This window comes from Pseudomonas sp. LBUM1663 (assembly GCF_059695905.1).
This window is the reverse complement of sequence record NZ_CP166792.1, coordinates 4,742,983-4,764,850: the sequence shown is the minus strand read 5'-3', so window position 1 is coordinate 4,764,850 and position 21,868 is coordinate 4,742,983. Positions and strand designations below refer to the sequence as shown.

The 21,868-nt window shown below is 59.7% G+C and carries 18 protein-coding genes; 11 read left to right on the top strand and 7 right to left on the bottom strand.

Going from position 1 to position 21,868, the window contains the following annotated elements; genetic code table 11:
• Positions 1 to 46: 46 nt before the first annotated feature.
• Complete coding sequence (locus ACA075_RS21800) at positions 47 to 1,231, top strand: thiolase family protein (protein ID WP_497295296.1); 1,185 nt, start codon at positions 47 to 49, stop codon at positions 1,229 to 1,231.
• 122 nt (positions 1,232 to 1,353) lie between these two features.
• Here the strand turns inward: ACA075_RS21800 and ACA075_RS21795 are convergent, their stop codons facing one another.
• Entirely contained in the window at positions 1,354 to 1,548 is a 195-nt protein-coding gene (locus tag ACA075_RS21795) for a DUF6316 family protein (RefSeq protein WP_497295294.1), read from the bottom strand.
• A gap of 211 nt (positions 1,549 to 1,759) precedes the next feature.
• Here ACA075_RS21795 and ACA075_RS21790 point away from each other — a divergent pair, with 211 nt between their 5' ends.
• A complete protein-coding gene (locus ACA075_RS21790; RefSeq protein WP_497295293.1) occupies positions 1,760 to 2,719 on the top strand; it encodes a DMT family transporter in 960 nt (319 codons plus the stop codon).
• 131 nt (positions 2,720 to 2,850) lie between these two features.
• On the opposite strand, the gene ACA075_RS21785 is transcribed toward ACA075_RS21790, so the two are convergent.
• Complete coding sequence (locus tag ACA075_RS21785; protein ID WP_497295291.1) at positions 2,851 to 4,245, bottom strand: class II fumarate hydratase; 1,395 nt, start codon at positions 4,243 to 4,245, stop codon at positions 2,851 to 2,853.
• A gap of 192 nt (positions 4,246 to 4,437) precedes the next feature.
• Here ACA075_RS21785 and ACA075_RS21780 point away from each other — a divergent pair, with 192 nt between their 5' ends.
• The 7 genes from ACA075_RS21780 (at position 4,438) to ACA075_RS21750 (ending at position 12,403) form a co-directional block, all read left to right on the top strand.
• A complete protein-coding gene (locus ACA075_RS21780) occupies positions 4,438 to 4,968 on the top strand; it encodes a DUF2059 domain-containing protein (protein WP_219095362.1) in 531 nt (176 codons plus the stop codon).
• Between the two features lie 12 nt (positions 4,969 to 4,980).
• A complete protein-coding gene (locus ACA075_RS21775; protein WP_052964137.1) occupies positions 4,981 to 5,280 on the top strand; it encodes a BolA family protein in 300 nt (99 codons plus the stop codon).
• Between the two features lie 294 nt (positions 5,281 to 5,574).
• Positions 5,575 to 6,516, top strand: coding sequence for an oxygen-dependent tRNA uridine(34) hydroxylase TrhO (trhO, locus tag ACA075_RS21770; protein WP_109633750.1), 942 nt, complete (start codon positions 5,575 to 5,577; stop codon positions 6,514 to 6,516).
• Positions 6,517 to 6,519: 3 nt separating this feature from the next.
• Positions 6,520 to 7,158, top strand: coding sequence for a DsbA family protein (locus ACA075_RS21765; protein WP_497295288.1), 639 nt, complete (start codon positions 6,520 to 6,522; stop codon positions 7,156 to 7,158).
• Entirely contained in the window at positions 7,151 to 8,968 is a 1,818-nt protein-coding gene (locus tag ACA075_RS21760; RefSeq protein WP_497295286.1) for an ABC transporter ATP-binding protein, read from the top strand. The genes ACA075_RS21765 and ACA075_RS21760 overlap by 8 nt, the downstream gene beginning before the upstream one ends.
• Positions 8,969 to 9,103: 135 nt before the next feature.
• Positions 9,104 to 11,563, top strand: a complete 2,460-nt coding sequence (locus ACA075_RS21755; RefSeq protein ID WP_497295284.1) for an EAL domain-containing protein — start codon at positions 9,104 to 9,106, stop codon at positions 11,561 to 11,563.
• Positions 11,564 to 11,641: 78 nt separating this feature from the next.
• Positions 11,642 to 12,403: an iron-containing redox enzyme family protein gene (locus tag ACA075_RS21750; protein WP_497295283.1), complete on the top strand. Its 762-nt coding sequence runs from the start codon at positions 11,642 to 11,644 to the stop codon at positions 12,401 to 12,403.
• Between the two features lie 156 nt (positions 12,404 to 12,559).
• On the opposite strand, the gene ACA075_RS21745 is transcribed toward ACA075_RS21750, so the two are convergent.
• The 5 genes from ACA075_RS21745 to ACA075_RS21725 form a co-directional block, all read right to left on the bottom strand.
• A complete protein-coding gene (locus ACA075_RS21745) occupies positions 12,560 to 13,486 on the bottom strand; it encodes a GGDEF domain-containing protein (RefSeq protein WP_497295281.1) in 927 nt (308 codons plus the stop codon).
• Between the two features lie 374 nt (positions 13,487 to 13,860).
• Positions 13,861 to 14,601 (bottom strand): YciK family oxidoreductase, encoded by a 741-nt coding sequence (locus ACA075_RS21740; RefSeq protein WP_497295279.1) that lies wholly within the window; start codon positions 14,599 to 14,601, stop codon positions 13,861 to 13,863.
• Positions 14,602 to 14,778: 177 nt separating this feature from the next.
• Positions 14,779 to 15,450, bottom strand: a complete 672-nt coding sequence (gene mupP / locus ACA075_RS21735; RefSeq protein WP_219095357.1) for an N-acetylmuramic acid 6-phosphate phosphatase MupP — start codon at positions 15,448 to 15,450, stop codon at positions 14,779 to 14,781.
• Positions 15,451 to 15,454: 4 nt separating this feature from the next.
• Positions 15,455 to 16,153, bottom strand: a complete 699-nt coding sequence (ubiG, locus tag ACA075_RS21730) for a bifunctional 2-polyprenyl-6-hydroxyphenol methylase/3-demethylubiquinol 3-O-methyltransferase UbiG (RefSeq protein ID WP_010461694.1) — start codon at positions 16,151 to 16,153, stop codon at positions 15,455 to 15,457.
• A 58-nt stretch (positions 16,154 to 16,211) separates the two neighbouring features.
• A complete protein-coding gene (locus ACA075_RS21725; protein WP_497295277.1) occupies positions 16,212 to 17,546 on the bottom strand; it encodes a TRZ/ATZ family hydrolase in 1,335 nt (444 codons plus the stop codon).
• Between the two features lie 108 nt (positions 17,547 to 17,654).
• Between ACA075_RS21725 and mtnA the strand changes: the two genes are divergently transcribed.
• Together mtnA and gyrA are read left to right on the top strand one after the other, a co-directional pair.
• Positions 17,655 to 18,731, top strand: coding sequence for an S-methyl-5-thioribose-1-phosphate isomerase (gene mtnA, locus ACA075_RS21720; protein ID WP_497295275.1), 1,077 nt, complete (start codon positions 17,655 to 17,657; stop codon positions 18,729 to 18,731).
• Between the two features lie 424 nt (positions 18,732 to 19,155).
• The gene (gene gyrA, locus ACA075_RS21715) at positions 19,156 to 21,819 is read left to right on the top strand and encodes a DNA gyrase subunit A (protein WP_219095353.1); all 2,664 of its coding nucleotides are present in this window, start codon (positions 19,156 to 19,158) and stop codon (positions 21,817 to 21,819) included.
• Positions 21,820 to 21,868: the final 49 nt, after the last annotated feature.

Here is a 21,868-nt window from a genome sequence, read left to right as displayed (position 1 = left end):
CTTATGCTCGGTCCACTCTCAACCGACAACAACAATGAGGTATGCCATGCGTGAAGTGGTGATCGTCGACAGCGTGCGGACCGGCCTGGCCAAATCCTTTCGCGGCAAATTCAACCAGACCCGCCCGGACGACATGGCGGCCCATTGTGTCGATGCCTTGTTGGCGCGCACCGGCATCGACCCGGCCAGCGTTGAGGATTGCATCGTCGGTGCGGGCTCCAACGAAGGTGCCCAGGGTTTCAACATCGGTCGCAACGTCGCGGTGTTGTCGCGTCTGGGCATCGGCACCGCGGGCATGACCCTGAATCGTTTCTGCTCGTCGGGCTTGCAGGCCATCGCCATCGCCGCCAACCAGATCGCATCGGGTTGCAGCGACATCATCGTGGCTGGTGGCGTCGAATCCATCAGTCTGACCATGAAAAGCGTCAACACCGACAACTTGATCAACCCGCTGCTGAAAGAGCAGGTGCCTGGCATCTATTTCCCGATGGGCCAGACCGCCGAAATCGTCGCGCGCCGTTACAGCGTCAGTCGACAGGAGCAGGATCTGTACGCACTGCAAAGTCAGCAGCGCACGGCTCAGGCTCAGGCTGGTGGATTGTTCGATGATGAAATCGTGCCGATGGCGGTGAAGTATCGGGTTGAAGACAAGGCCACCGGTCAGATCCAGATCCTCGACGGGATCGTCGACCGCGACGATTGCAACCGCCCGGACACCACGCTGGAAAGCCTGGCCGGGTTGAAACCGGTGTTTGCCGAAGACGGTTCGGTGACGGCGGGTAACTCGTCGCAACTGTCCGATGGCGCTTCGATGACGCTGGTCATGAGTCTGGAAAAAGCCCTGGCGCTGGGTCTCAAGCCCAAGGCGTTCTTCCGCGGTTTCGCGGTGGCCGGGTGCGAACCTGACGAGATGGGCATAGGTCCGGTGTTTTCGGTGCCGAAATTGCTCAAGGCCAAGGGGCTGCAGGTGGCCGACATTGATCTGTGGGAACTCAACGAAGCGTTTGCTTCGCAGTGCCTTTACAGCCGCAATCGCCTGGAGATCGATAACGACAAGTACAACGTCAATGGCGGCTCGATCTCCATCGGCCACCCGTTCGGCATGACCGGCTCGCGTCAGGTTGGGCACATCGTGCGTGAGTTGCAGCGGCGTAATTTGCGATACGGCGTGGTTACCATGTGCGTGGGCGGCGGGATGGGTGCGACGGGGTTGTTTGAGGCGGTGCGTTAAGGCCGCAAGACTTCTGTTGCCAGATTAACCGCTATCGCGAGCAGGCTCGCTCCCACATTGGATCTATGGCACACACCAGATCCCTGAGGGAGCGAGCCTGCTCGCGATGGCAGCACCTCGGTCTAACGCCTGGCTCCCAAAACCTGCATCCGCGCGATATAAGCCTGAATCTCCCGCTCAGCCACCTGCGGATTATCAAACGGCCCCTCCAGCGTATTTTCCCGGGTGCTGAAATACAGTTCCCCATTCACACGACACACCCGGTCGCAGCGAAAGTGCGTGGCGGGGGCGGTGTCCTGGGCGCGCATGCCGTACATGGCGGGTCTCCTGAAGGATGTTCCGGTTGGCGGATCCAATGAGCTTATGCATGAACCACTTGCGGCGCCTGACCAACTGATCGACGGCACATCGCCAATTTAATGATGCGACCTGCACAGTTTCATTCGCGGCCCGTCGCCAACTGTCCCTGTGTCGGGCCGGGGTCTGCGCCTAGAATGGTGTTTCTTGCCATCTGGCTTTGGGGTTCGCATGCACATTTCATCCGGTCGCTGGGTTTACGGTCTGTTCCTGGCCTTGTTGACCGCGGTTCTGTGGGGAATCCTGCCGATCAAACTCAAACAAGTCCTGCTGGTGATGGACCCGGTGACGGTGACCTGGTTTCGCCTGACGGTGTCCGGTGGCTGCCTGTTCATCTATCTGGCGGCGACCAGACGCCTGCCCAGCCGCAAGGTTCTCGGCCCGCGCGGCGGCTGGCTGGTGTTGATGGCGGTGCTCGGCCTGGTCGGCAACTACGTGCTGTACCTGATGGGCCTGAACCTGCTCAGCCCCGGCACCGCGCAACTGGTGGTGCAGATGGGCCCGATCATGTTGCTGATCGCCAGCCTGTTTGTGTTCAAGGAACGGTTCAGCGTGGGGCAGGGGATTGGTCTGCTGGTGCTGCTGATCGGTTTCGCGCTGTTCTTTAATCAACGCCTGGCCGAGTTGTTGACCTCGCTGACCGATTACACCGCCGGCGTGTTGCTGGTGCTTCTGGCCTCGACGGTCTGGACGTTTTACGCGCTGGGGCAGAAGCAATTGCTGACGGTGTGGAACTCGTTGCAGGTGATGATGGTGATCTACCTGTTCTGCGCGCTGTTGCTGACGCCTTGGGTGCATCCGCTGGAGGCGCTGCAGTTGAGCCCGTTGCAAGGCTGGTTGCTGCTGGCGTGCTGCATGAACACCTTGATCGCCTATGGCGCCTTTGCCGAAGCGCTGGCCCATTGGGAAGCTTCACGGGTCAGTGCGACGTTGGCGATTACGCCGTTGGTGACGTTTGGCGCGGTGGCCGTGGCGGCGTGGGCATGGCCGGAATATGTGCATGCCGAGACGATCAATGGCCTAGGGTATGGCGGGGCGGTGTTGGTGGTGGTGGGGTCGGCGTTGGTAGCCCTTGGGCCGTCGTTGATTGCCGGGCTCAGGGCTCGCAAGGTGCGGGTGGCGGCCAGTTAAACCGCGTCATCGTTCTTCGCGGGCAAGCCACGCTCCCACAGGTTTTGTGTCGATCACAACAATCATGGTCGACACATAACCCTGTGGGAGCGAGCCTGCTCGCGATGACTGATTGTCAGACGCTACAAAATTCAGCCCTTGGCGCCAGCTTCCAACATATTCTCCGGCCTTACCCACGCATCAAACTGTTCATCCGTCAGGTACCCCAGCTGCAAAGCCGCCTCTCGCAAGGTCAGCCCCTCGCTGTAAGCCTTCTTGGCAATCTCCGCCGATTTGTCGTAGCCGATATGCGGGTTCAGCGCGGTCACCAGCATCAATCCACGCTCCAGGTGCTCAGCCATTTTCGCCGCGTCCGGTTCCAGGCCGGCGATGCAATGCTGCTGGAAGTTGCTGCAGCCATCGCCCAATAGGCGGATCGATTGCAGCAGGTTGTGGATGATCACCGGTTTGAACACGTTCAGCTGCAAGTGCCCCTGACTCGCCGCAAAACCAATGGCGACGTCGTTGCCCAAGACCTGGCAAGCCAGCATCGACAGCGCTTCGCACTGGGTTGGATTGACCTTGCCCGGCATGATCGAGCTGCCCGGTTCGTTGGCCGGCAGTTTCACTTCAGCAAAACCGGCGCGCGGCCCGGAGCCCAGCAGGCGCAAGTCGTTGGCGATTTTCATCAGGGTCACGGCGAGGGTTTTCAGCGCGCCCGACAGAGTGGTCAGCGGCTCATGGCCGGCCAGCGCGGCGAACTTGTTCGGCGCGGTGACGAACGGCAGGCCGGAGAGGGCGGCCAACTCTGCGGCGATCGCTTCACCAAAACCGTGGGGCGAGTTCAGCCCCGTGCCGACCGCAGTGCCGCCCTGCGCCAGCTCACACACCGCCGGCAGCGCGCTGCGGATGGCCCGTTCGGCGTAATCCAGTTGCGCGATGAACGCCGAGAGTTCCTGGCCGAAGGTGATCGGCGTGGCGTCCATCATGTGGGTACGGCCGGTCTTGACCAGTTTCATGTGCCGCGCCGCCAACTCGGCCAAGCCGCCGGAGAGTTCACTGATCGCCGGCAGCAAATGCTGCTGCACCGCCTGGGCGGCGGCAATGTGCATGGCGGTCGGGAAGCAGTCGTTGGAGCTTTGCGAGCGGTTGACGTGATCGTTGGGGTGAACGGGGGTCTTGCCGCCACGGGGGTTGCCGGCCAGTTCGTTGGCGCGGCCGGCGATCACTTCGTTGACGTTCATGTTGCTCTGGGTGCCGCTGCCGGTCTGCCAGACCACCAGCGGGAACTGGTCGTCGTGGCTGCCGTCGAGCACTTCGTCCGCGGCCTGTTCGATCAGGCGGGCGATGTCGGCGGGCAGGTCGCCGTTGCGGTCATTGACCCGCGCCGCGGCTTTCTTGATCTGGGCCAGTGCGTGCAACACGGCCAGCGGCATGCGTTCGTTGCCAATGGCGAAATTAATCAGCGAGCGTTGCGTCTGAGCGCCCCAGTAGGCCTCATCCGGGACTTCCACCTGGCCAAGGCTGTCGGTTTCGATACGGCTCATCTTGCACACTCCTGTAGGTCGATAGCGCAGTTTAGGCCGTGATCGCCGGCCGTGGTTCCATCAGTCTGGATTTTGACCGTTCAACCCCTCTAATTCAGGCCCTGCAAGGCTTGGGGTTGAGTGACACACTTTTTTAGGTGCAGAATGGTCGCCCTTGGGGTAATGACCTCGCCTGCTAGAAAAGGAAACTCGATGACTCGTCTTCGTGCCATCTGTACCGCGGTTGCACTGGTTTGCGCCAGCGGCCCTGTTTTTGCCGATACCGCCAGCCACAACGCCAGTGCCGAAGCTTTCCTGACCCTGGCGCACGCTGACAAATTGGGCACTCCGGTGTACATGCAAGTGCAGCAAATGTTCGCTCAGCGCTTTGAACAGACCAAAGCCCCTGAATCGAAAAAAGCCTTGCTGGAAACCTACCAGGCCAAAGCCAACGCCGCGCTGGACCAAGCCATTGGCTGGAACAAGCTCAAGCCGGACATGGTCAAGCTCTACACCACCAACTTCAGCGAATCCGAGCTGAAAGACCTGGTCGCGTTCTACCAGTCGCCACTGGGCAAGAAAGTCCTGGAAAAAATGCCGCAGCTGACTCAGCAATCGGCCCAGATGACTCAAGCCAAGCTGGAAAGCGCCGTGCCTGTGGTCAACAAACTGCTGGCTGACATGACTAACGAGCTGGATCCTAAAGCCGGCGCTGCTGCTCCTGCTGCCAAGAAAAAGCCTTAAGCGGAGCCCGGTATGACCATGCAACAACGCATCGAATCGACGCTGGGCCTGTTACAGCCCGAGCATCTGCAAGTGCTGGATGAAAGCCACATGCACAGCCGTGGGTTGCAGACCCACTTCAAGGCAGTGGTGGTCAGCCAGCAGTTTGAAGGGCTCAACCGCGTCAAGCGTCACCAGAAAGTCTACGGCACGCTCGGCGAGCTGATGGGCGAGTTCCATGCGTTGGCGCTGCATACCTACACGCCTGAAGAATGGGCACAGATCGACGCCGCCCCGGCCTCGCCGACCTGTGCTGGCGGTAGCAAGCATTGATGTGACGGGTTCAAGGGCTGAAGGACTGATGGGCTGTTGTGGCGAGGGAGCTTGCTCCCGCTGGATTGCGAAGCAGTCCCAAAACCTGCAACAGCGTTCTGTCTGAAAGAGTGCAGTCGCCAGCATTACGACTGCTTCGCAGCCGAGCGGGAGCAAGCTCCCTCGCCAAAAAGGCAACTCGCAGTCCTAAAACCACACCATTTTTGCTAGAATCCGCAACGCGCCGCTCACCCGGCGCGTTTTTTTTTGAATCCGGTTCACCCTTTGCGAGGGTAGCCACCTGGAGAAACACCCATGACACAACAGATTGTCGTGGCGGCACTGTATAAGTTCGTCACTCTGGAAGATTACGTTGCCCTGCGCGAGCCACTGCTGCAAGCCATGGTCGACAACGGCATCAAAGGCACGCTGCTGATCGCCGAAGAAGGCATCAACGGCACCGTGTCCGGCAGCCGCGAAGGCATTGACGGGCTGATGGCCTGGCTCAAGAACGACCCGCGCATGGACGACATCGACCACAAAGAGTCGTACTGCGACGACCAGCCGTTCTATCGCACAAAGGTCAAACTCAAGAAAGAAATCGTCACCCTCGGCGTCGAAGGCGTGGACCCGAACAAAAAGGTCGGCACGTATGTCGATCCACAGAACTGGAATGCGCTGATCAGCGACCCTGAAGTGCTGTTGATCGACACCCGCAACGATTACGAGGTCTCGATCGGCACTTTCGAAGGCGCCATCGACCCGAAAACCACGAGTTTTCGCGAATTCCCCGACTACATCAAAGCCCATTTCGACCCGGCCGTGCACAAGAAAGTCGCGATGTTCTGCACCGGTGGCATTCGTTGCGAAAAGGCCTCGAGCTACATGCTCAGCCAGGGTTTCGACGAGGTCTATCACCTCAAGGGCGGCATTCTGAAGTACCTCGAAGAGGTGCCGCAGGAAGAAACCAAATGGCAGGGCGACTGCTTCGTGTTCGACAACCGCGTGACCGTGCGCCATGACCTCAGCGAAGGCGACTACGATCAATGTCATGCCTGTCGTACCCCGGTGAGCGTGGAAGACCGTGCGTCCGAGCATTACGTGGCCGGCATCAGTTGCCCGCATTGCTGGGATACGCTGAGCGAGAAAACCCGTCGCAGCGCCATTGATCGGCAGAAGCAGATCGAGCTGGCCAAGGCACGCAACCTGCCTCACCCGATCGGCTACAACTACAAGCAAACTCCTTCAGAGGCTTGAACCATGTCTGCCCAACGCCTGCTCTATGTGATGGACCCGATGTGTTCCTGGTGCTGGGGCTTTGCGCCCGTCGCCAACGCGCTGGTCGAGCAGGCGCAGGCCGCAGGGGTGGACGTGCATCTGGTGGTGGGCGGCTTGCGCACCGGCAGCGGCTCTGCATTGGAACCGACTACCCGGCGCTACATCCTTGAGCATTGGCAGGCCGTCACCGAAGCCACGGGCCAACCGTTCAAGCTGGAAGGGGCGTTGCCTGACGGTTTTGTCTACGACACCGAACCTGCATGCCGGGCATTGGTGACTGCACGATATCTGGCGCCGGATTGCGCGTGGAAACTGCTCGGGCTGATTCAACACGCGTTCTATGCCGAAGGCCGAGACGTCACCCACGCCAGTGTCCTGGTCGAATTGGCCGAGAAAGCCGGCCTGCCGCGCATCGAGTTTGCGTCCGCGTTTGACCGTGCCGATCAGCACGCCGCCACCGCTGCCGATTTCACCTGGGTCCAAGACCTCGGCATCGCCGGATTCCCAACGCTGTTGGCCGAACGTAGTGGGCAACTGGCGCTGCTGACCAATGGCTATCAACCCTTGAGTGAATTGTCGCCATTGCTTGGCCGTTGGCTGGAGCGCGCTGCCTGTGCATGACCTGCCCGTTGACACGCCAGCTCCCAAGCGTGTCGATCGGCTGAGTTGGGCTGAAATCCGTCGCTTGGCCCTTCACCATAAAAAATCCCTGTGGATCGCCAATGGCGTGGCGGTGTTGGCCACCCTGTGCAGCGTGCCGATTCCTCTGCTGCTGCCATTGCTGGTAGACGAAGTGCTGCTGGGACATGGCGATTCCGCGCTGAAAATCATGAACCACGCGTTGCCGGAAGGCTGGCAGAAAGCAGCGGGCTACATCGGCCTGATGCTGCTGGTGACCTTGTCGCTGCGCTGCGGTGCCTTGTTGTTCAACGTGGTGCAGGCGAAGTTGTTCGCGGCGCTGGCCAAAGACATCGTGTATCGCATCCGCATACGGCTTATCGAACGGCTCAAGCGCATTTCCCTGGGCGAATACGAAAGCCTGGGCAGCGGCACAGTGACCACGCACCTGGTCACGGACCTGGACACGCTCGACAAATTTGTCGGCGAGACACTCAGTCGATTCCTTGTGGCGATGCTGACGCTGGTCGGCACCGCAAGCATTCTGATCTGGATGCACTGGAAGCTGGCGCTATTGATCATGTTGTTCAATCCGCTGGTGATCTACGCCACGGTGCAACTGGGCAAGCGGGTAAAGCACCTGAAGAAGCTCGAGAACGACAGCACCTCGCGTTTCACCCAGGCCCTGACCGAAACCCTCGACTCGATTCAGGAAGTGCGCGCCGGCAACCGTCAGGGCTTTTTCCTTGGGCGCCTGGGGCAGCGGGCCCGGGAAGTGCGCGATTACGCGGTGAACTCGCAGTGGAAAACCGATGCGTCGAACCGCGCCAGTGGTTTGTTGTTCCAGTTCGGCATCGACATTTTTCGCGCCGCGGCGATGCTCACCGTGTTGTTCTCCGACTTGTCCATCGGCCAGATGCTGGCGGTGTTCAGCTACCTGTGGTTCATGATCGGTCCGGTGGAGCAGCTGCTCAATTTGCAATACGCCTATTACGCCGCCGGCGGTGCGCTGTCGCGGATCAACGAGTTGCTGGCTCGCGCCGATGAGCCGCAGTACCCCGGCGGTGTCGATCCGTTTCAGGGGCGGGACACCGTGGGCATCGAAGTTCAGGGCTTGAGTTTCGGATACGGCGACGAGTTAGTGTTGAACCAGATGGACCTGTCCATCGCCCCCGGTGAAAAAGTGGCGATCGTCGGTGCCAGCGGTGGCGGCAAGAGCACCCTGGTGCAGTTGCTGCTGGGGCTGTACACGCCCCTGGCCGGGACCATCCGCTTCGGTGGCTCGACACAGCAAGAGATCGGCCTGGAGACCGTGCGCGAAAACGTCGCCGTGGTCCTGCAGCACCCCGCGCTGTTCAACGACACCGTGCGCGCCAACCTGACGATGGGCCGTATACGCAGCGACGAGGCCTGCTGGCAGGCGCTGGAAATTGCCCAGCTGAACCAAACTGTTCGAGAGTTGCCTGATGGTCTGGACAGCATCGTCGGACGCTCAGGCGTGCGGTTGTCCGGTGGCCAGCGGCAACGGCTGGCGATTGCGCGAATGGTGCTGGCTGAACCCAAGGTTGTGATCCTCGATGAGGCCACCTCGGCGCTGGACGCTGCCACCGAATACAACCTGCACCAGGCGCTGGCGCAGTTCCTGAGCAACCGCACCACGCTGATCATTGCGCATCGGTTGTCGGCGGTGAAACAGGCCGATCGGGTGCTGGTGTTCGACGGTGGGCAAATTGCCGAGGATGGCGACCATCAGCAGCTGATTGCCGAAGGTGGTTTATACGCCAAGCTTTATGGCCATTTGCAGCAGCATTAGTGACAGTTCGCGCCAGGTTGACGGCAAGAGTACGCAAAATATGGCCATTGGCTTGCCGGGATCGAATACGCACCCTAGTCTAGCTGTAGCGATCACTTTGGATGATGATCTGGCAGTGCTAATGCAAGGGACCTCATGAAGCAAAAGCGGACTCTCGGAACCCCCAGGTTGTTGGGCATCGTCTGGCCATTTATTGCCGTAGTGCTATTTCAAGCGCTGTTGGGCGGGGTCAGCCTCTATGTGCTTTCGGCGGTCCGCGGCTATGTGGCCGGGGAGAGCCTGTGGTCGAAGGGCCAGAAAGACGCCATCTATTACCTCAATCTCTACGCGGACAGTCGCGATGGGGCTATTTTTCTCAAGTACCAGAACGCTATTGCCGTGCCGCAGGGTGGTCATGAGCTGCGCGTGGCGCTGGATCACCAGCCACCGAATATCGAAGCCGCTCGGGTGGCGATCCTCAAGGGTGGCAATCACCCGGACGACGTCTCCAGCGTGATCTGGCTTTACCTCAATTTCAGGCATTTCAGTTACCTTGAAAAAGCCATCGACCGCTGGACGGTGGGTGACGCGTACCTGGTGCAACTCGATGACGTCGCGCAAGAGATGCACCAGCGCATCACCGAAAATCAGGCGTCGGACGCCGACATCAAGCGCTGGAAAGACCAGATTTTTGCAATCAACGATGGTGTGACGCCTGCCGCCACAGCCTTCAGCGATGCCTTGGGCGAGGGCTCGCGCTTGATTCTGCGCCTGCTGTTGGTGACGAACCTGGCCACGGCCCTGGGCTTGATTGCATTGGCCTTGATGCGCACCCACAAGCTGCTCAAGCAGCGCCATGCCTTTGCCGAGGCCCTGCAGCTGGAGAAAGACCGGGCGCAGATCACCCTGCAATCCATTGGCGACGGGGTGATCACCACGGATGTCGACGGTGCAATCGCCTATATGAACCCGGCGGCCGAAGCGTTGACTCACTGGAAAGGCGAGCAGGCCATCGGCTTGCCGCTGGCGGCCTTGTTCAATCTGCTGGATGACAACGCTCAGGCCGATGGTTTTACCTTGATCGAGCACATCTTGAGCGGTCAGCTCAGCGGCGGCAGCGAGCATTCCAAACTGATCCAGCGCCTGGACGGCAGCACTGTCTCGGTCACTCTGGTCGGCGCGCCGATCCGCAACGCCGACAAGGTCAGTGGCGCGGTGCTGGTGTTGCATGACATGACTCAGGAGCGGCAGTACATCGCCAACCTGTCCTGGCAGGCGACCCATGACGCCCTGACCGGGCTGGCCAATCGTCGCGAGTTCGAGTATCGCCTGGAGCAGGCGCTGCACAACCTGACGCGATACGCCGGGCGCCACGCCTTGATGTTCCTCGATCTGGACCAGTTCAAACTGGTCAACGATACCTGCGGCCATGCCGCGGGTGACGAGCTGTTGCGGCATATCTGCGCGCTGTTGCAATCGGGCCTGCGCGAAGGTGACACCCTGGCCCGGCTGGGCGGCGACGAGTTCGGGATTTTGCTGGAAAACTGTCCGCCGGAAGCGGCCGAGAAAATTGCCGAGAGCCTGCGCCATACCGTGCAGAACCTGCACTTTGTGTGGAAAGGCCGGCCATTCGTCACGACGGTGAGCATCGGGATGGTGCATATCGCGCAAACGCCGACCACCCTCGAAGCTTCGCTGCGTGCCGCTGATATGGCCTGCTACATGGCCAAGGAAAAGGGCCGTAACCGTGTTCAGGTGTATAACGCCGATGATTCGGAACTGTCCCTGCGTTTCGGTGAGATGGCATGGGTGCAGCGTCTGCACATGGCGCTGGAGGAGGACCGCTTCTGCCTGTATTCCCAGGAAATCGCGCCCCTTGGCCATACCGAACGCGGCGGTGGGCATATAGAAATCCTGTTGCGTCTACATGATGAAGCCGGGCGCATGATATTGCCGGACAGTTTTATTCCGGCTGCCGAACGTTACGGCCTGATGACCGCACTTGATCGTTGGGTGGTGCAGAACGTCTTCAAGATCATTGCCCAATGTATTGCCGAAGAGCGCAAAGGTCCTTTGGCCATGTGTGCGATTAATCTGTCAGGCACTACTATCGGAGATGACGCGTTTCTGGACTTCCTGAGGGAACAGTTTGTTACTTGGTCCATTCCACCTGAAATGATTTGTTTTGAAATTACAGAAACCAGTGCAATTTCAAATTTGGGAAGTGCAATTAGATTTATCAATGAACTCAAAGGTTTAGGTTGCCACTTTTCGTTGGATGACTTCTGCGCCGGGATGTCCTCATTCGCCTACTTGAAACATTTACCTGTAGACTTCTTGAAGATCGATGGGAGTTTCGTAAAGGATATGCTGGACGACCCGATTAACCGCGCCATGGTAGAAGTGATCAATCACATTGGCCATGTCATGGGTAAGCGCACGATTGCCGAGTTTGTAGAAACACCCCAGATCGAGCAGGCATTGCTGGAGATCGGGGTCGACTTCGCTCAAGGGTATGTCATTGAACGCCCGCATCTGTTTACCTGCGATAGTTTGCAAAGTCGTCCTGCCAGGCCTCAACCTTTGTTATTCAAGGCGCCCGGCACGTTCCGTTGAAATCTCTTGCTGATCCTAACAATCACAATCAAAAGGAGCCCGACAGTGATCGACACATTCAACCGAACCGGACCACTCATGGAAGCCGCAAGTTACCCGGTATGGGCGCAACAGCTCATCAAGGATTGCAGCGAGAGTAAGCGCCGGGTTGTCGAACACGAACTGTATCAGCGCATGCGAGACAACAAACTCAGCGCTAAAACCATGCGTCAGTACCTTATTGGTGGCTGGCCCGTCGTTGAACAGTTCGCGTTATACATGGCACAAAATCTCACCAAGACTCGATTTGCCCGCCATCCAGGTGAAGACATGGCGCGTCGTTGGTTGATGCGTAACATTCGTGTCGAACTGAACCATGCCGATTACTGGGTAAACTGGAGTCGGGCCCATGGTGTCAGCCTGGAAGACTTGCAGGCGCAACATGTTGCCCCTGAACTTCACGCCTTGAGCCACTGGTGCTGGCACACCAGTTCGGCGGATTCGCTGATCGTCGCCATCGCCGCGACCAACTACGCCATTGAAGGCGCGACCGGGGAGTGGTCGGCCCTGGTCTGTTCCAATGGGGTCTATGCAGCAGCATTCCCGGAAGAAGATCGCAAGCGGGCCATGAAGTGGTTGAAGATGCACGCCCAGTACGACGATGCTCATCCCTGGGAAGCGCTGGAGATCATCTGCACGCTGGCGGGCATGAACCCGAGCAAATCCCTGCAAGTGGAATTGCGCGACGCCGTCTGCAAGAGCTACGACTACATGCACCTGTTTCTGGAGCGCTGTATGCAGTTGGAACACTCGGAAAAGGCGCCGGTCGCGCGTGAGCGCATGGCATTGGCCGAAAGCTGATCCATAGGCAAGACAAGCCAAAAAAATGTGGGAGCGAGCCTGCTCGCGATAGCGGACTAACATTCAACGATGGTGTTGACTGTTAGCCCGCCTTCGTCGGAGCGCCGCCCGGAGCCGGCTCGCTCCCACAGGTGTTTTACGGTGTTTCTGCGGGTTTTAACCCGCCATGGCCAAACGGTTACGCCCTTCGCGCTTGGCGACGTACAACGCGCTGTCGGCCCGGCGCAACAAGCTCTCGGCAGACTCGCCGGGCAGCAAGGTCGAGCAGCCCAGGCTGACCGTCAGCTCGACCAGATTGCCATCGGCCTTGTAGTTCTGCGCCTGCGCCGCAAACCGCAGTCGTTCGCCGACCATGGCGGCGGCTTCACGGCTGGTGTTGGACAGCAGGATCAGGAACTCTTCGCCACCAAACCGGAACACCATGTCCACATTGCGCAGCTGGTTCTTGATCGAGGCTGCGACGCCCTTGAGTACGTCATCGCCCGCACTGTGGCCGAAATTATCGTTCACGTTTTTGAAGTGATCGATATCCAGCATCAGCAGTGACAACGGCATCAAGTGGCGCCGCGACATCTCGATTTCACGCTGCAAGGTCTGGTCCATGGCGATGCGGTTGCCGGTATCGGTCAACGGATCGCGCAATGCACTTTGCGTCGCCGCGCGGTAGAGCAGGGCGTTACGCATCGGGAACAGCAAAGCGGACAACAACGATTCCAGATTGCCTTGTTCGTTTTCGCTGAATCGCTGATTGCGGCGGAACACCAGTTCACCCAGGTTCTCGCCTTCATGACTGAGGCTATAGGACACTGAATGATGGCCGCGCTGACCGAACTCCAGCCGTAAGTCACTGGCCGGGTGCTGATAATTCAGTGCATCCAGCGGCACGAGGCGCTGAATCTCGCGGAAGAAAAGTCCGAGAATGCGTTGTGGCTCAAGACTGGTTTGCAGCTGCTGGCCGAGTTGCTGGCGCAATTGTGCAAGGCTGAATGGCCGCTCCAGAATGGGAGGTTGCTGACCAAAGCCCAGGCGTTGCAATTTGGCGCTGTCGAAGTCAATTGCGTTGGTCTGGGATGGTGATTTCATATGGCGTGAGCCCCTAAGCGGTAAGGCTGTCTTACAGGCTGGGTGAGAGCGGCTTTGGGCTGCGCGTCATACTGGTCCATCAGTCCCGTAGGACATTTGGCGCAAGTTTAGTCCGCTTTGCCGAATATTAGTAACCTATCGACTGAGGCGTCTGCCCGATTGCTTTCACACGGCGTGTCTGAGCAAATTTAGAGCGAAAGTCATGCCAATGAGTTCCTTTTAATAAAAAACGTTCAAAATCAATATTTTGAGAGATTTCTGAAGGATCTTTGGCTGAGAGGGCGACGGCGATTTGACTGAAACCGCTGGAGTTACGAGGCACTTTAAGTGCCGCGCCGGGAATTCGGCGCGCCACAAAAAGCGACGTGCGGTCGTTACTGGGCGTTGAAAGCCTGGCCATTGATGCCGGTGCTGTCCGGACCCATCAGGTACAGGTAGACCGGCATGATCTCCTCGGGCGTCGGGTTGTTCAGCGGATTTTCACCCGGGTAAGCCTGGGCGCGCATGCTGGTGCGGGTGGCGCCCGGATTGATGCTGTTGGAGCGCACCGGCGCCACGGTGTCGACTTCGTCAGCCAGGGTTTGCATCAGGCCTTCGGTGGCGAACTTGGACACGCCATAAGCGCCCCAGTACGCACGGCCCTTGCGACCGACGCTGCTGGAGGTGAACACCACCGACGCGTCCTGGGACAGCTTGAGCAGCGGCAGTAGGGTACTGGTGAGCATGAACATGGCGTTGACGTTGATTTGCATGACGCGCATGAAGTTCTCGCCGGACAGCTGCTCGATCGGCGTACGCGGACCAATGATCGATGCGTTGTGCAGCAAACCGTCGAGGTGGCCGAACTCGGTTTCGATCATCGCGGCCAACTCGTCGTACTGATGAGGCAGCGCGGTTTCCAGATTGAACGGGATCACCGCGGGTTGTGGGTGCCCGGAGGCTTCGATCTCGTCATAGACCTGAGTCAGATTGGCTTCGGTCTTGCCCAGCAGCAATACGGTTGCACCATGGGCGGCGTAGGTTTTCGCCGCTGCAGCGCCAATGCCGCGACCTGCGCCGGTGACCAGGATGACCCGGTCCTTGAGCAATTCAGGGCGGGCGGAATAATCAAACATAGAAAACCTCGACTAAAACAAAAACAGATCGCGGCGCGGCCTTCGCGGGCAAGCCCGCTCCCACAAGGATTGAAGGTGTTCACACATTTCGTATCCACCAACAAAACCCTGTGGGAGCGGGCGTGCCCGCGAAGGCGTCAGCATTCACACCACATCCCCAGAGACTGGAACCAGCTCTCAACAGCTACAAAGGGCGCTATCCAAAACCTTGCGCAACTCCAGCGGATGATCCACCACCACATCCGCCCCCCAATGCCGCGGGTTGTCGTCCGGGTGAATGTAGCCGTAGGTCACGGCAGCCGTTTTGGTGCCGGCATCGCGACCGGACTCGATATCGCGCAGGTCATCGCCCACAAACAGCACGCTGGCCGGGTCCAGGTCGAGCATCTTGCACGCCAGGATCAACGGCTCAGGGTCCGGCTTGCTGTTCTTGACATGGTCCGGGCAGATCAGCAGCGCCGAGCGCTCGGCAAGCCCCAGTTGTTGCATGATCGGCTCGGCGAAGCGCACGGGCTTGTTGGTCACCACGCCCCAGATCAGGTTGGCCTTCTCAATGTCGGCCAGCAGTTCGCCCATGCCGTCGAACAACTTGCTGTGAACCGCGCAATCCTTGAGGTAACGTTCGAGGAACTCCAGGCGCAGCTCTTCAAAGCCCGGGGATTCCGGGTCCATGGAGAAGGTCACGGCGACCATCGCCTTGGCCCCGCCGGAAATCTCATCGCGGATGTGCTTGTCGTTCACCGGCGGCAAGCCGCGATCGGCGCGCATCGCCTGGCAGATGGCGATGAAGTCCGGCGCGGTGTCGAGCAGCGTGCCGTCCATGTCGAAAAGGACTGCTCTGATACGCATCGGCTTACTCCTCGCGCAGGGTCTGGATCATGTAGTTGACGTCCACATCGGCCGCCAGTTTGTAGTGCTTGGTCAGCGGGTTGTACGTCAGCCCGATGATGTCCTTGACGGTCAGGCCGGCCATGCGGCTCCAGGCACCCAGTTCGGAAGGGCGGATGAATTTCTTGAAGTCGTGAGTGCCCCGTGGCAGCAACTTCATGATGTATTCGGCACCGATGATGGCGAACAGATACGCCTTCGGATTGCGGTTGATGGTGGAGAAGAACACCTGGCCGCCCGGTTTGACCATTTTGAAGCAGGCGCGGATCACCGAGGACGGATCCGGCACGTGCTCCAGCATTTCCAGGCAGGTGACCACGTCGAACTGCTCGGGCATTTCCTCGGCCAGCGCTTCGGCGGTGATCTGCCGGTATTCGACGCTCACGCCGGATTCCAGCTGATGCAATTGCGCGACCGCCAGCGGCGCTTCGCCCATGTCGATGCCCATGACGGTGGCGCCGCGCTGAGCCATGGCTTCGCTGAGGATGCCGCCGCCGCAGCCCACATCGAGGACTTTCTTGCCGGCCAGGTTGACCCGTTCGTCAATCCAGTTGACCCGCAGCGGGTTGATGTCGTGCAGCGGTTTGAACTCGCTTTCGCGGTCCCACCAGCGATGGGCCAGGGCTTCGAATTTGGCGATTTCGGCGTAGTCGACGTTGCTCATGGTTTAAGTCCTCTAAAACTTGAAAAATCCTGTTGCCCCGGAATTCAGTCCGGGGGGCTTACTGTTCGGTGTGGCCGCTGATGCGTTGGCCCCAGGCCTTGGCGGTGGCGCAGAGCTGTTCTTCGTCCAGACGGGTCAGGCGACGGTCGTCGAGCAGTTGCTTGCCGGCGACCCACAGGTGTTTCACGCAGTCCCGGCCGGTGGCATATATAAGCTGCGAGACCGGATCGTAGACCGGTTGCTGCGCCAGGCCCGACAGGTCGAACGCGACGATGTCCGCGGCTTTGCCGACTTCCAGCGAGCCGACTTCAGCCTCGATCCCCAGCGCACGGGCGCCATTGAGCGTGGCCATGCGCAGCGCACGATGGGCGTCCAGCGCGGTGGCCGAACCGGCTACAGCCTTGGCCAACAGTGCGGCGGTACGGGTTTCGCCGAGCAAGTCGAGGTCGTTGTTGCTGGCCGCGCCATCGGTACCGATCGCGACATTGACGCCGGCCTGCCACAGGCGCTCGACCGGGCAGAAGCCGCTGGCCAGCTTGAGATTGGATTCCGGGCAATGAATCACATTGGTGTTGCTTTCTACCAGCAGCGCCAAGTCTTCATCGCTGATCTGGGTCATGTGCACGGCCTGGAAGCGCGGGCCGAGCAAGCCCAGGCGGCCGAGTCGGGCCAAGGGGCGCTCGCCACGCTGCTCGACCGATTGCTGCACTTCGAACGCGGTTTCATGAACGTGCATGTGAATCGAGGCGTCCAGTTCTTCGGCGATCACCCGGATTTTCTCCAGGTTTTCGTCGCCCACGGTGTAGGGCGCATGGGGGCCGAAGGTCACTTTGATCCGCTCGTGGTGCTTGAGGTCGCCGAACAATTCAACGCCCTGACGAATGGCCTCGTCCGCCGTGCTGGCGCCTGGAATCGGGAAGTCGAGGATCGGAATGGCGATCTGCGCGCGAATACCGCTGTTATGCACGCGTTCGCTGGCAACCTTCGGGAAGAAATACATGTCAGAGAAGCAAGTGATGCCACCTTTGATCTGCTCGGCGATCGCCAGGTCGGTGCCGTCTCGGACGAAGGCTTCATCGACCCATTTGGCTTCGGCGGGCCAAATGTGGTTTTCCAGCCAGGTCATCAGCGGCAGATCGTCGGCCAGGCCCCGGAACAGTGTCATCGCGGCATGCCCGTGGGCATTGATCAGGCCGGGGCTGAGCAACATGTCCGGCAACTCACGCACTTCGGTTGCGTTAAGCTTCAGCGCAGCCGCCCGTGGGCCGATAAACACGATACGCCCATCGCGAATACCGATGCCGTGCTCTTTGAGGACAACACCAGCGGGTTCGACGGGTACCAGCCAGGTCGGCAGCAATAACAGGTCGAGCGCAGCGGCAATGTTCGGCATCGAGGGTCGGTTCCAGTGCTTTTGTAAAGGATGGCGAAGTATACCCGAGCGTCTTCGCGGGGGGATCGCTATAATCGGCGGCTTTTGTTCATGAGTGCGGGGTGTGGGATGCGCGATCGACTGTTGGCTGCGGAGAAGGTGAAGGCCATCGATTGGCGTGATGGCGCCCTGTACCTGCTGGATCAGCGTATTTTGCCGTTCGAGGAAACGTGGATCGCCTACACCAGCGCCGCAGGCGTGGCCGAGGCCATTCGCTCGATGGTGGTGCGCGGCGCGCCGGCCATCGGCATCAGTGCGGCTTATGGCATCGTGCTAGCGGCTCGCGCCCGGTTTGTCGAGGGTGGCGACTGGCAGGCGGCGCTGGAAGAAGATTTCGCCTTGCTCGCCGATTCCCGTCCCACCGCAGTCAATCTGTTCTGGGCCTTGGGTCGCATGCGCGATCGGCTTGAGCGCTTGAAGCATCACGCCGATCCGTTGTCGGTGCTGGAAGCGGAAGCCATCGCCATCCATGAAAGTGATCGCGAAGCCAACCTGACCATGGCGCAACTCGGTGTGGACCTGATCCGCAAGCACCAGGGCAACGCTCAGGCAATCCTGACCCATTGCAACACCGGTGCGCTGGCCACCGGCGGCTTCGGCACGGCGTTGGGGGTGATTCGCGGGGCCTTTATCGAGGGCATGGTCGAACGCGTCTACGCCGATGAAACCCGTCCATGGCTGCAAGGTTCGCGACTGACCGCATGGGAGTTGGCCAACGAAGGCATTCCCGTGACCGTCAACGCCGACTCCGCCGCCGCGCACATCATGAAAACCAAAGGCGTGACCTGGGTGATCGTCGGCGCCGACCGGATCACCGCCAATGGCGACGTGGCCAACAAGATCGGCACGTATCAACTGGCGGTCAACGCCATGCACCATGGTGTGCGCTTCATGGTGGTGGCGCCGAGTTCGACCATCGACATGAACCTGGCCAGCGGCGACGAGATTCCGATTGAAGAGCGCGATGGTCGCGAGTTGCTTGAGGTCGGCGGCAAGCGGGTCGGGGCAGAGGTTGATGCGTTCAATCCAGTGTTCGACGTGACCCCGGCGGACCTGATCGATGCGATCGTCACCGAAAAAGGCATCGTCGAGCGCCCGGACACCGCGAAAATGGCGCAACTGATGTGTCGTAAGCGGCTACATTGAGAGCGTCCGGCGCCTTGTAAATCGACATCGCCAGCAGGCTGGCTCCCACAGGGTTTATGATCGACACCGATCCTGTGGGAGCCAGCCTGCTGGCGATGAGGCCCTAAAAGTCAATAAGCATCCGTATTCAGCTGCCAATTCTGCATTCGGAGCGGCTCTAAGCCTCTCTCGTCTCCTTTCAGCCTGCCACCAGTCAACTAACTACACTCCATGCGCATCTGGGGGATAGGTGCGTGGCGGCTCTTGTGATAACATCCGGCGTTTTCCGAGGCAGTCCCACGGGGTTGTCTTTACTGCGCAAATCCATGGTTCAACTTGCTGATTTGTCGTAAGTCGGTGCATGGCACTCAGCCTGCAGCGGCGAGCTTCGTTCGTCCCATATGGATGTGACGAAGTTTCACCAGAAAAAGGAATCGAGCTTCTCATGGGCGAACTGGCCAAAGAAATCCTCCCGGTCAATATCGAAGACGAGCTGAAGCAGTCCTACCTCGACTACGCGATGAGCGTAATCGTCGGGCGGGCCCTGCCGGATGCGCGCGATGGCTTGAAGCCCGTGCACCGGCGTGTGCTGTTCGCGATGAGCGAGCTGGGCAACGACTTCAACAAGCCGTACAAGAAATCTGCCCGTGTTGTCGGTGACGTGATCGGTAAGTATCACCCGCACGGTGATACCGCGGTGTACGACACCATCGTTCGGATGGCGCAGCCATTCTCGCTGCGTTACCTGCTGGTAGACGGTCAGGGCAACTTCGGTTCGGTGGACGGCGACAACGCCGCGGCCATGCGATACACCGAAGTGCGCATGACCAAGCTGGCGCACGAGCTGCTGGCTGACCTGCACAAAGAAACCGTGGACTGGGTGCCGAACTACGACGGCACCGAAATGATCCCGGCAGTCATGCCGACCCGTATTCCCAACCTGTTGGTCAACGGCTCCAGCGGTATCGCCGTGGGCATGGCGACCAACATTCCGCCGCACAACCTCGGTGAAGTCATCGACGGTTGCCTGGCACTCATCGACAACCCCGAGTTGACCATCGATGAGCTGATGCAATACATCCCCGGCCCGGACTTCCCGACCGCCGCGATCATCAACGGTCGCGCCGGCATCATCGAAGCCTACCGTACCGGTCGCGGCCGCATTTACATGCGCGCCCGCTCGATGATCGAAGACATCGACAAGGTCGGTGGCCGTCAGCAGATCGTCATCACCGAACTCCCTTACCAGCTGAACAAGGCCCGTCTGATCGAAAAGATCGCCGAGCTGGTTAAAGAGAAGAAGCTCGAAGGCATCACCGAACTGCGCGACGAGTCCGACAAGGACGGTATGCGCGTCGTGATCGAGCTGCGTCGCGGCGAAGTGCCTGAGGTGATCCTCAACAACCTCTACGCCCAGACCCAGCTGCAAGCCGTATTCGGTATCAACATCGTCGCGCTGATCGACGGCCGTCCACGCATCCTGAACCTCAAGGACCTGCTGGAAGCCTTCGTTCGTCACCGTCGCGAAGTCGTTACCCGCCGTACCGTGTTCGAACTGCGTAAAGCCCGCGAACGTGGTCACATTCTGGAAGGTCAAGCGGTTGCCCTGTCGAACATCGACCCGGTCATCGCCCTGATCAAGGCTTCGCCGACCCCGTCGGAAGCCAAGGAAGCGTTGATCAAGACTGCGTGGGAATCTTCCGCCGTGGTCGCGATGGTTGAGCGTGCCGGTGCTGACTCTTGCCGTCCAGAGACCCTGGACCCGCAATACGGTCTGCGCGAAGGCAAGTACTTCCTGTCACCGGAACAGGCACAAGCCATTCTGGAACTTCGACTGCACCGTCTGACCGGTCTGGAACACGAAAAGCTGCTGGCCGAGTATCAAGAGATCCTCAACCAGATCGGCGAGCTGATCCGTATCCTCAGCAGCGCCACGCGCCTGATGGAAGTGATCCGCGAAGAGCTGGAAGTGATCCGCGCCGAATACGGCGACGTGCGCCGCACCGAGATTCTCGATGCCCGTCTCGACCTGACCCTGGGTGACATGATCCCGGAAGAAGAGCGCGTCGTGACCATCTCCCACGGTGGCTACGCCAAGACCCAGCCATTGGCTGCGTACCAGGCCCAGCGTCGTGGCGGTAAAGGCAAATCGGCTACCGGCGTGAAGGATGAGGACTACATCGCTCACCTGCTGGTCGCCAACAGCCACACCACGCTGCTGCTGTTCTCCAGCAAAGGTAAAGTGTACTGGCTGAAAACCTACGAAATCCCGGAAGCGTCCCGCGCGGCCCGTGGTCGTCCGTTGGTCAACCTGCTGCCGCTGGACAGTGATGAATACATCACCACTATGCTGCCGGTCGATGAGTACACCGAAGGTCACTTCATCTTCATGGCCACTGCCAAAGGCACCGTGAAGAAGACCCCGCTGGAATCCTTCAGCCGTCAACGCAGCGTCGGTCTGATCGCGCTGGAGCTGGATGAAGGCGACGTACTGATTTCAGCTTCCATTACAGATGGCAGCCGCGAGGTCATGCTGTTCTCCGACGGCGGCAAGGTAACTCGCTTCAAGGAAACCGACGTTCGCGCCATGGGCCGTACCGCTCGCGGTGTGCGCGGCATGCGTCTGCCGGAAGGCCAGAAGCTGATTTCCATGCTGATCCCGGAAGAAGGCAGCCAGATCCTCACCGCTTCGGCCCGTGGTTTCGGCAAGCGCACGGCGATCACCGAGTTCCCTGAGTACAAGCGTGGCGGTCAGGGCGTTATCGCCATGGTCAGCAACGACCGTAACGGCCGTCTGGTTGGCGCGGTCCAGGTGCTCGACGGCGAGGAAATCATGCTGATTTCCGACCAGGGCACCTTGGTGCGTACCCGTGTCGACGAAGTCTCCAGTCTGGGTCGTAACACCCAGGGCGTTACCCTGATCAAACTCGCCAGCGATGAAACGCTGGTCGGTCTGGAGCGGGTGCAGGAGCCGTCGGAAGTCGAAGGCGAAGAGCTCGAAGGCGAAGAGGGTGAAGAAGGGGTAGTGTTCGACGGTGAAGTCGTAATCGACGATGTTGTCGAAGACCAGCAACTCGACGCCGCAGCCGACGAAGAGCCGCAGGAATAAGCGGACAAACAGGGGGCGGATGAAAATTCGCCCCCTTGTTGTTTGTCCC

Bases quoted from the DNA above. Each gene is read 5' to 3' on its own strand.
- ubiG (WP_010461694.1), bottom strand. From the start codon at position 16,153: ATGAGCAACGTCGACTACGCCGAAATCGCCAAATTCGAAGCCCTGGCC.
- mtnA (WP_497295275.1), top strand. From the start codon at position 17,655: ATGCGCGATCGACTGTTGGCTGCGGAGAAGGTGAAGGCCATCGATTGG.
- trhO (WP_109633750.1), top strand. From the start codon at position 5,575: ATGACACAACAGATTGTCGTGGCGGCACTGTATAAGTTCGTCACTCTG.
- ACA075_RS21795 (WP_497295294.1), bottom strand. From the start codon at position 1,548: ATGTACGGCATGCGCGCCCAGGACACCGCCCCCGCCACGCACTTTCGC.
- ACA075_RS21745 (WP_497295281.1), bottom strand. From the start codon at position 13,486: ATGAAATCACCATCCCAGACCAACGCAATTGACTTCGACAGCGCCAAA.
- ACA075_RS21765 (WP_497295288.1), top strand. From the start codon at position 6,520: ATGTCTGCCCAACGCCTGCTCTATGTGATGGACCCGATGTGTTCCTGG.
- ACA075_RS21725 (WP_497295277.1), bottom strand. From the start codon at position 17,546: ATGCCGAACATTGCCGCTGCGCTCGACCTGTTATTGCTGCCGACCTGG.
- ACA075_RS21750 (WP_497295283.1), top strand. From the start codon at position 11,642: ATGGAAGCCGCAAGTTACCCGGTATGGGCGCAACAGCTCATCAAGGAT.
- mupP (WP_219095357.1), bottom strand. From the start codon at position 15,450: ATGCGTATCAGAGCAGTCCTTTTCGACATGGACGGCACGCTGCTCGAC.
- ACA075_RS21790 (WP_497295293.1), top strand. From the start codon at position 1,760: ATGCACATTTCATCCGGTCGCTGGGTTTACGGTCTGTTCCTGGCCTTG.
- ACA075_RS21775 (WP_052964137.1), top strand. From the start codon at position 4,981: ATGACCATGCAACAACGCATCGAATCGACGCTGGGCCTGTTACAGCCC.
- ACA075_RS21755 (WP_497295284.1), top strand. From the start codon at position 9,104: ATGAAGCAAAAGCGGACTCTCGGAACCCCCAGGTTGTTGGGCATCGTC.
- ACA075_RS21780 (WP_219095362.1), top strand. From the start codon at position 4,438: ATGACTCGTCTTCGTGCCATCTGTACCGCGGTTGCACTGGTTTGCGCC.
- ACA075_RS21785 (WP_497295291.1), bottom strand. From the start codon at position 4,245: ATGAGCCGTATCGAAACCGACAGCCTTGGCCAGGTGGAAGTCCCGGAT.
- ACA075_RS21800 (WP_497295296.1), top strand. From the start codon at position 47: ATGCGTGAAGTGGTGATCGTCGACAGCGTGCGGACCGGCCTGGCCAAA.
- gyrA (WP_219095353.1), top strand. From the start codon at position 19,156: ATGGGCGAACTGGCCAAAGAAATCCTCCCGGTCAATATCGAAGACGAG.
- ACA075_RS21740 (WP_497295279.1), bottom strand. From the start codon at position 14,601: ATGTTTGATTATTCCGCCCGCCCTGAATTGCTCAAGGACCGGGTCATC.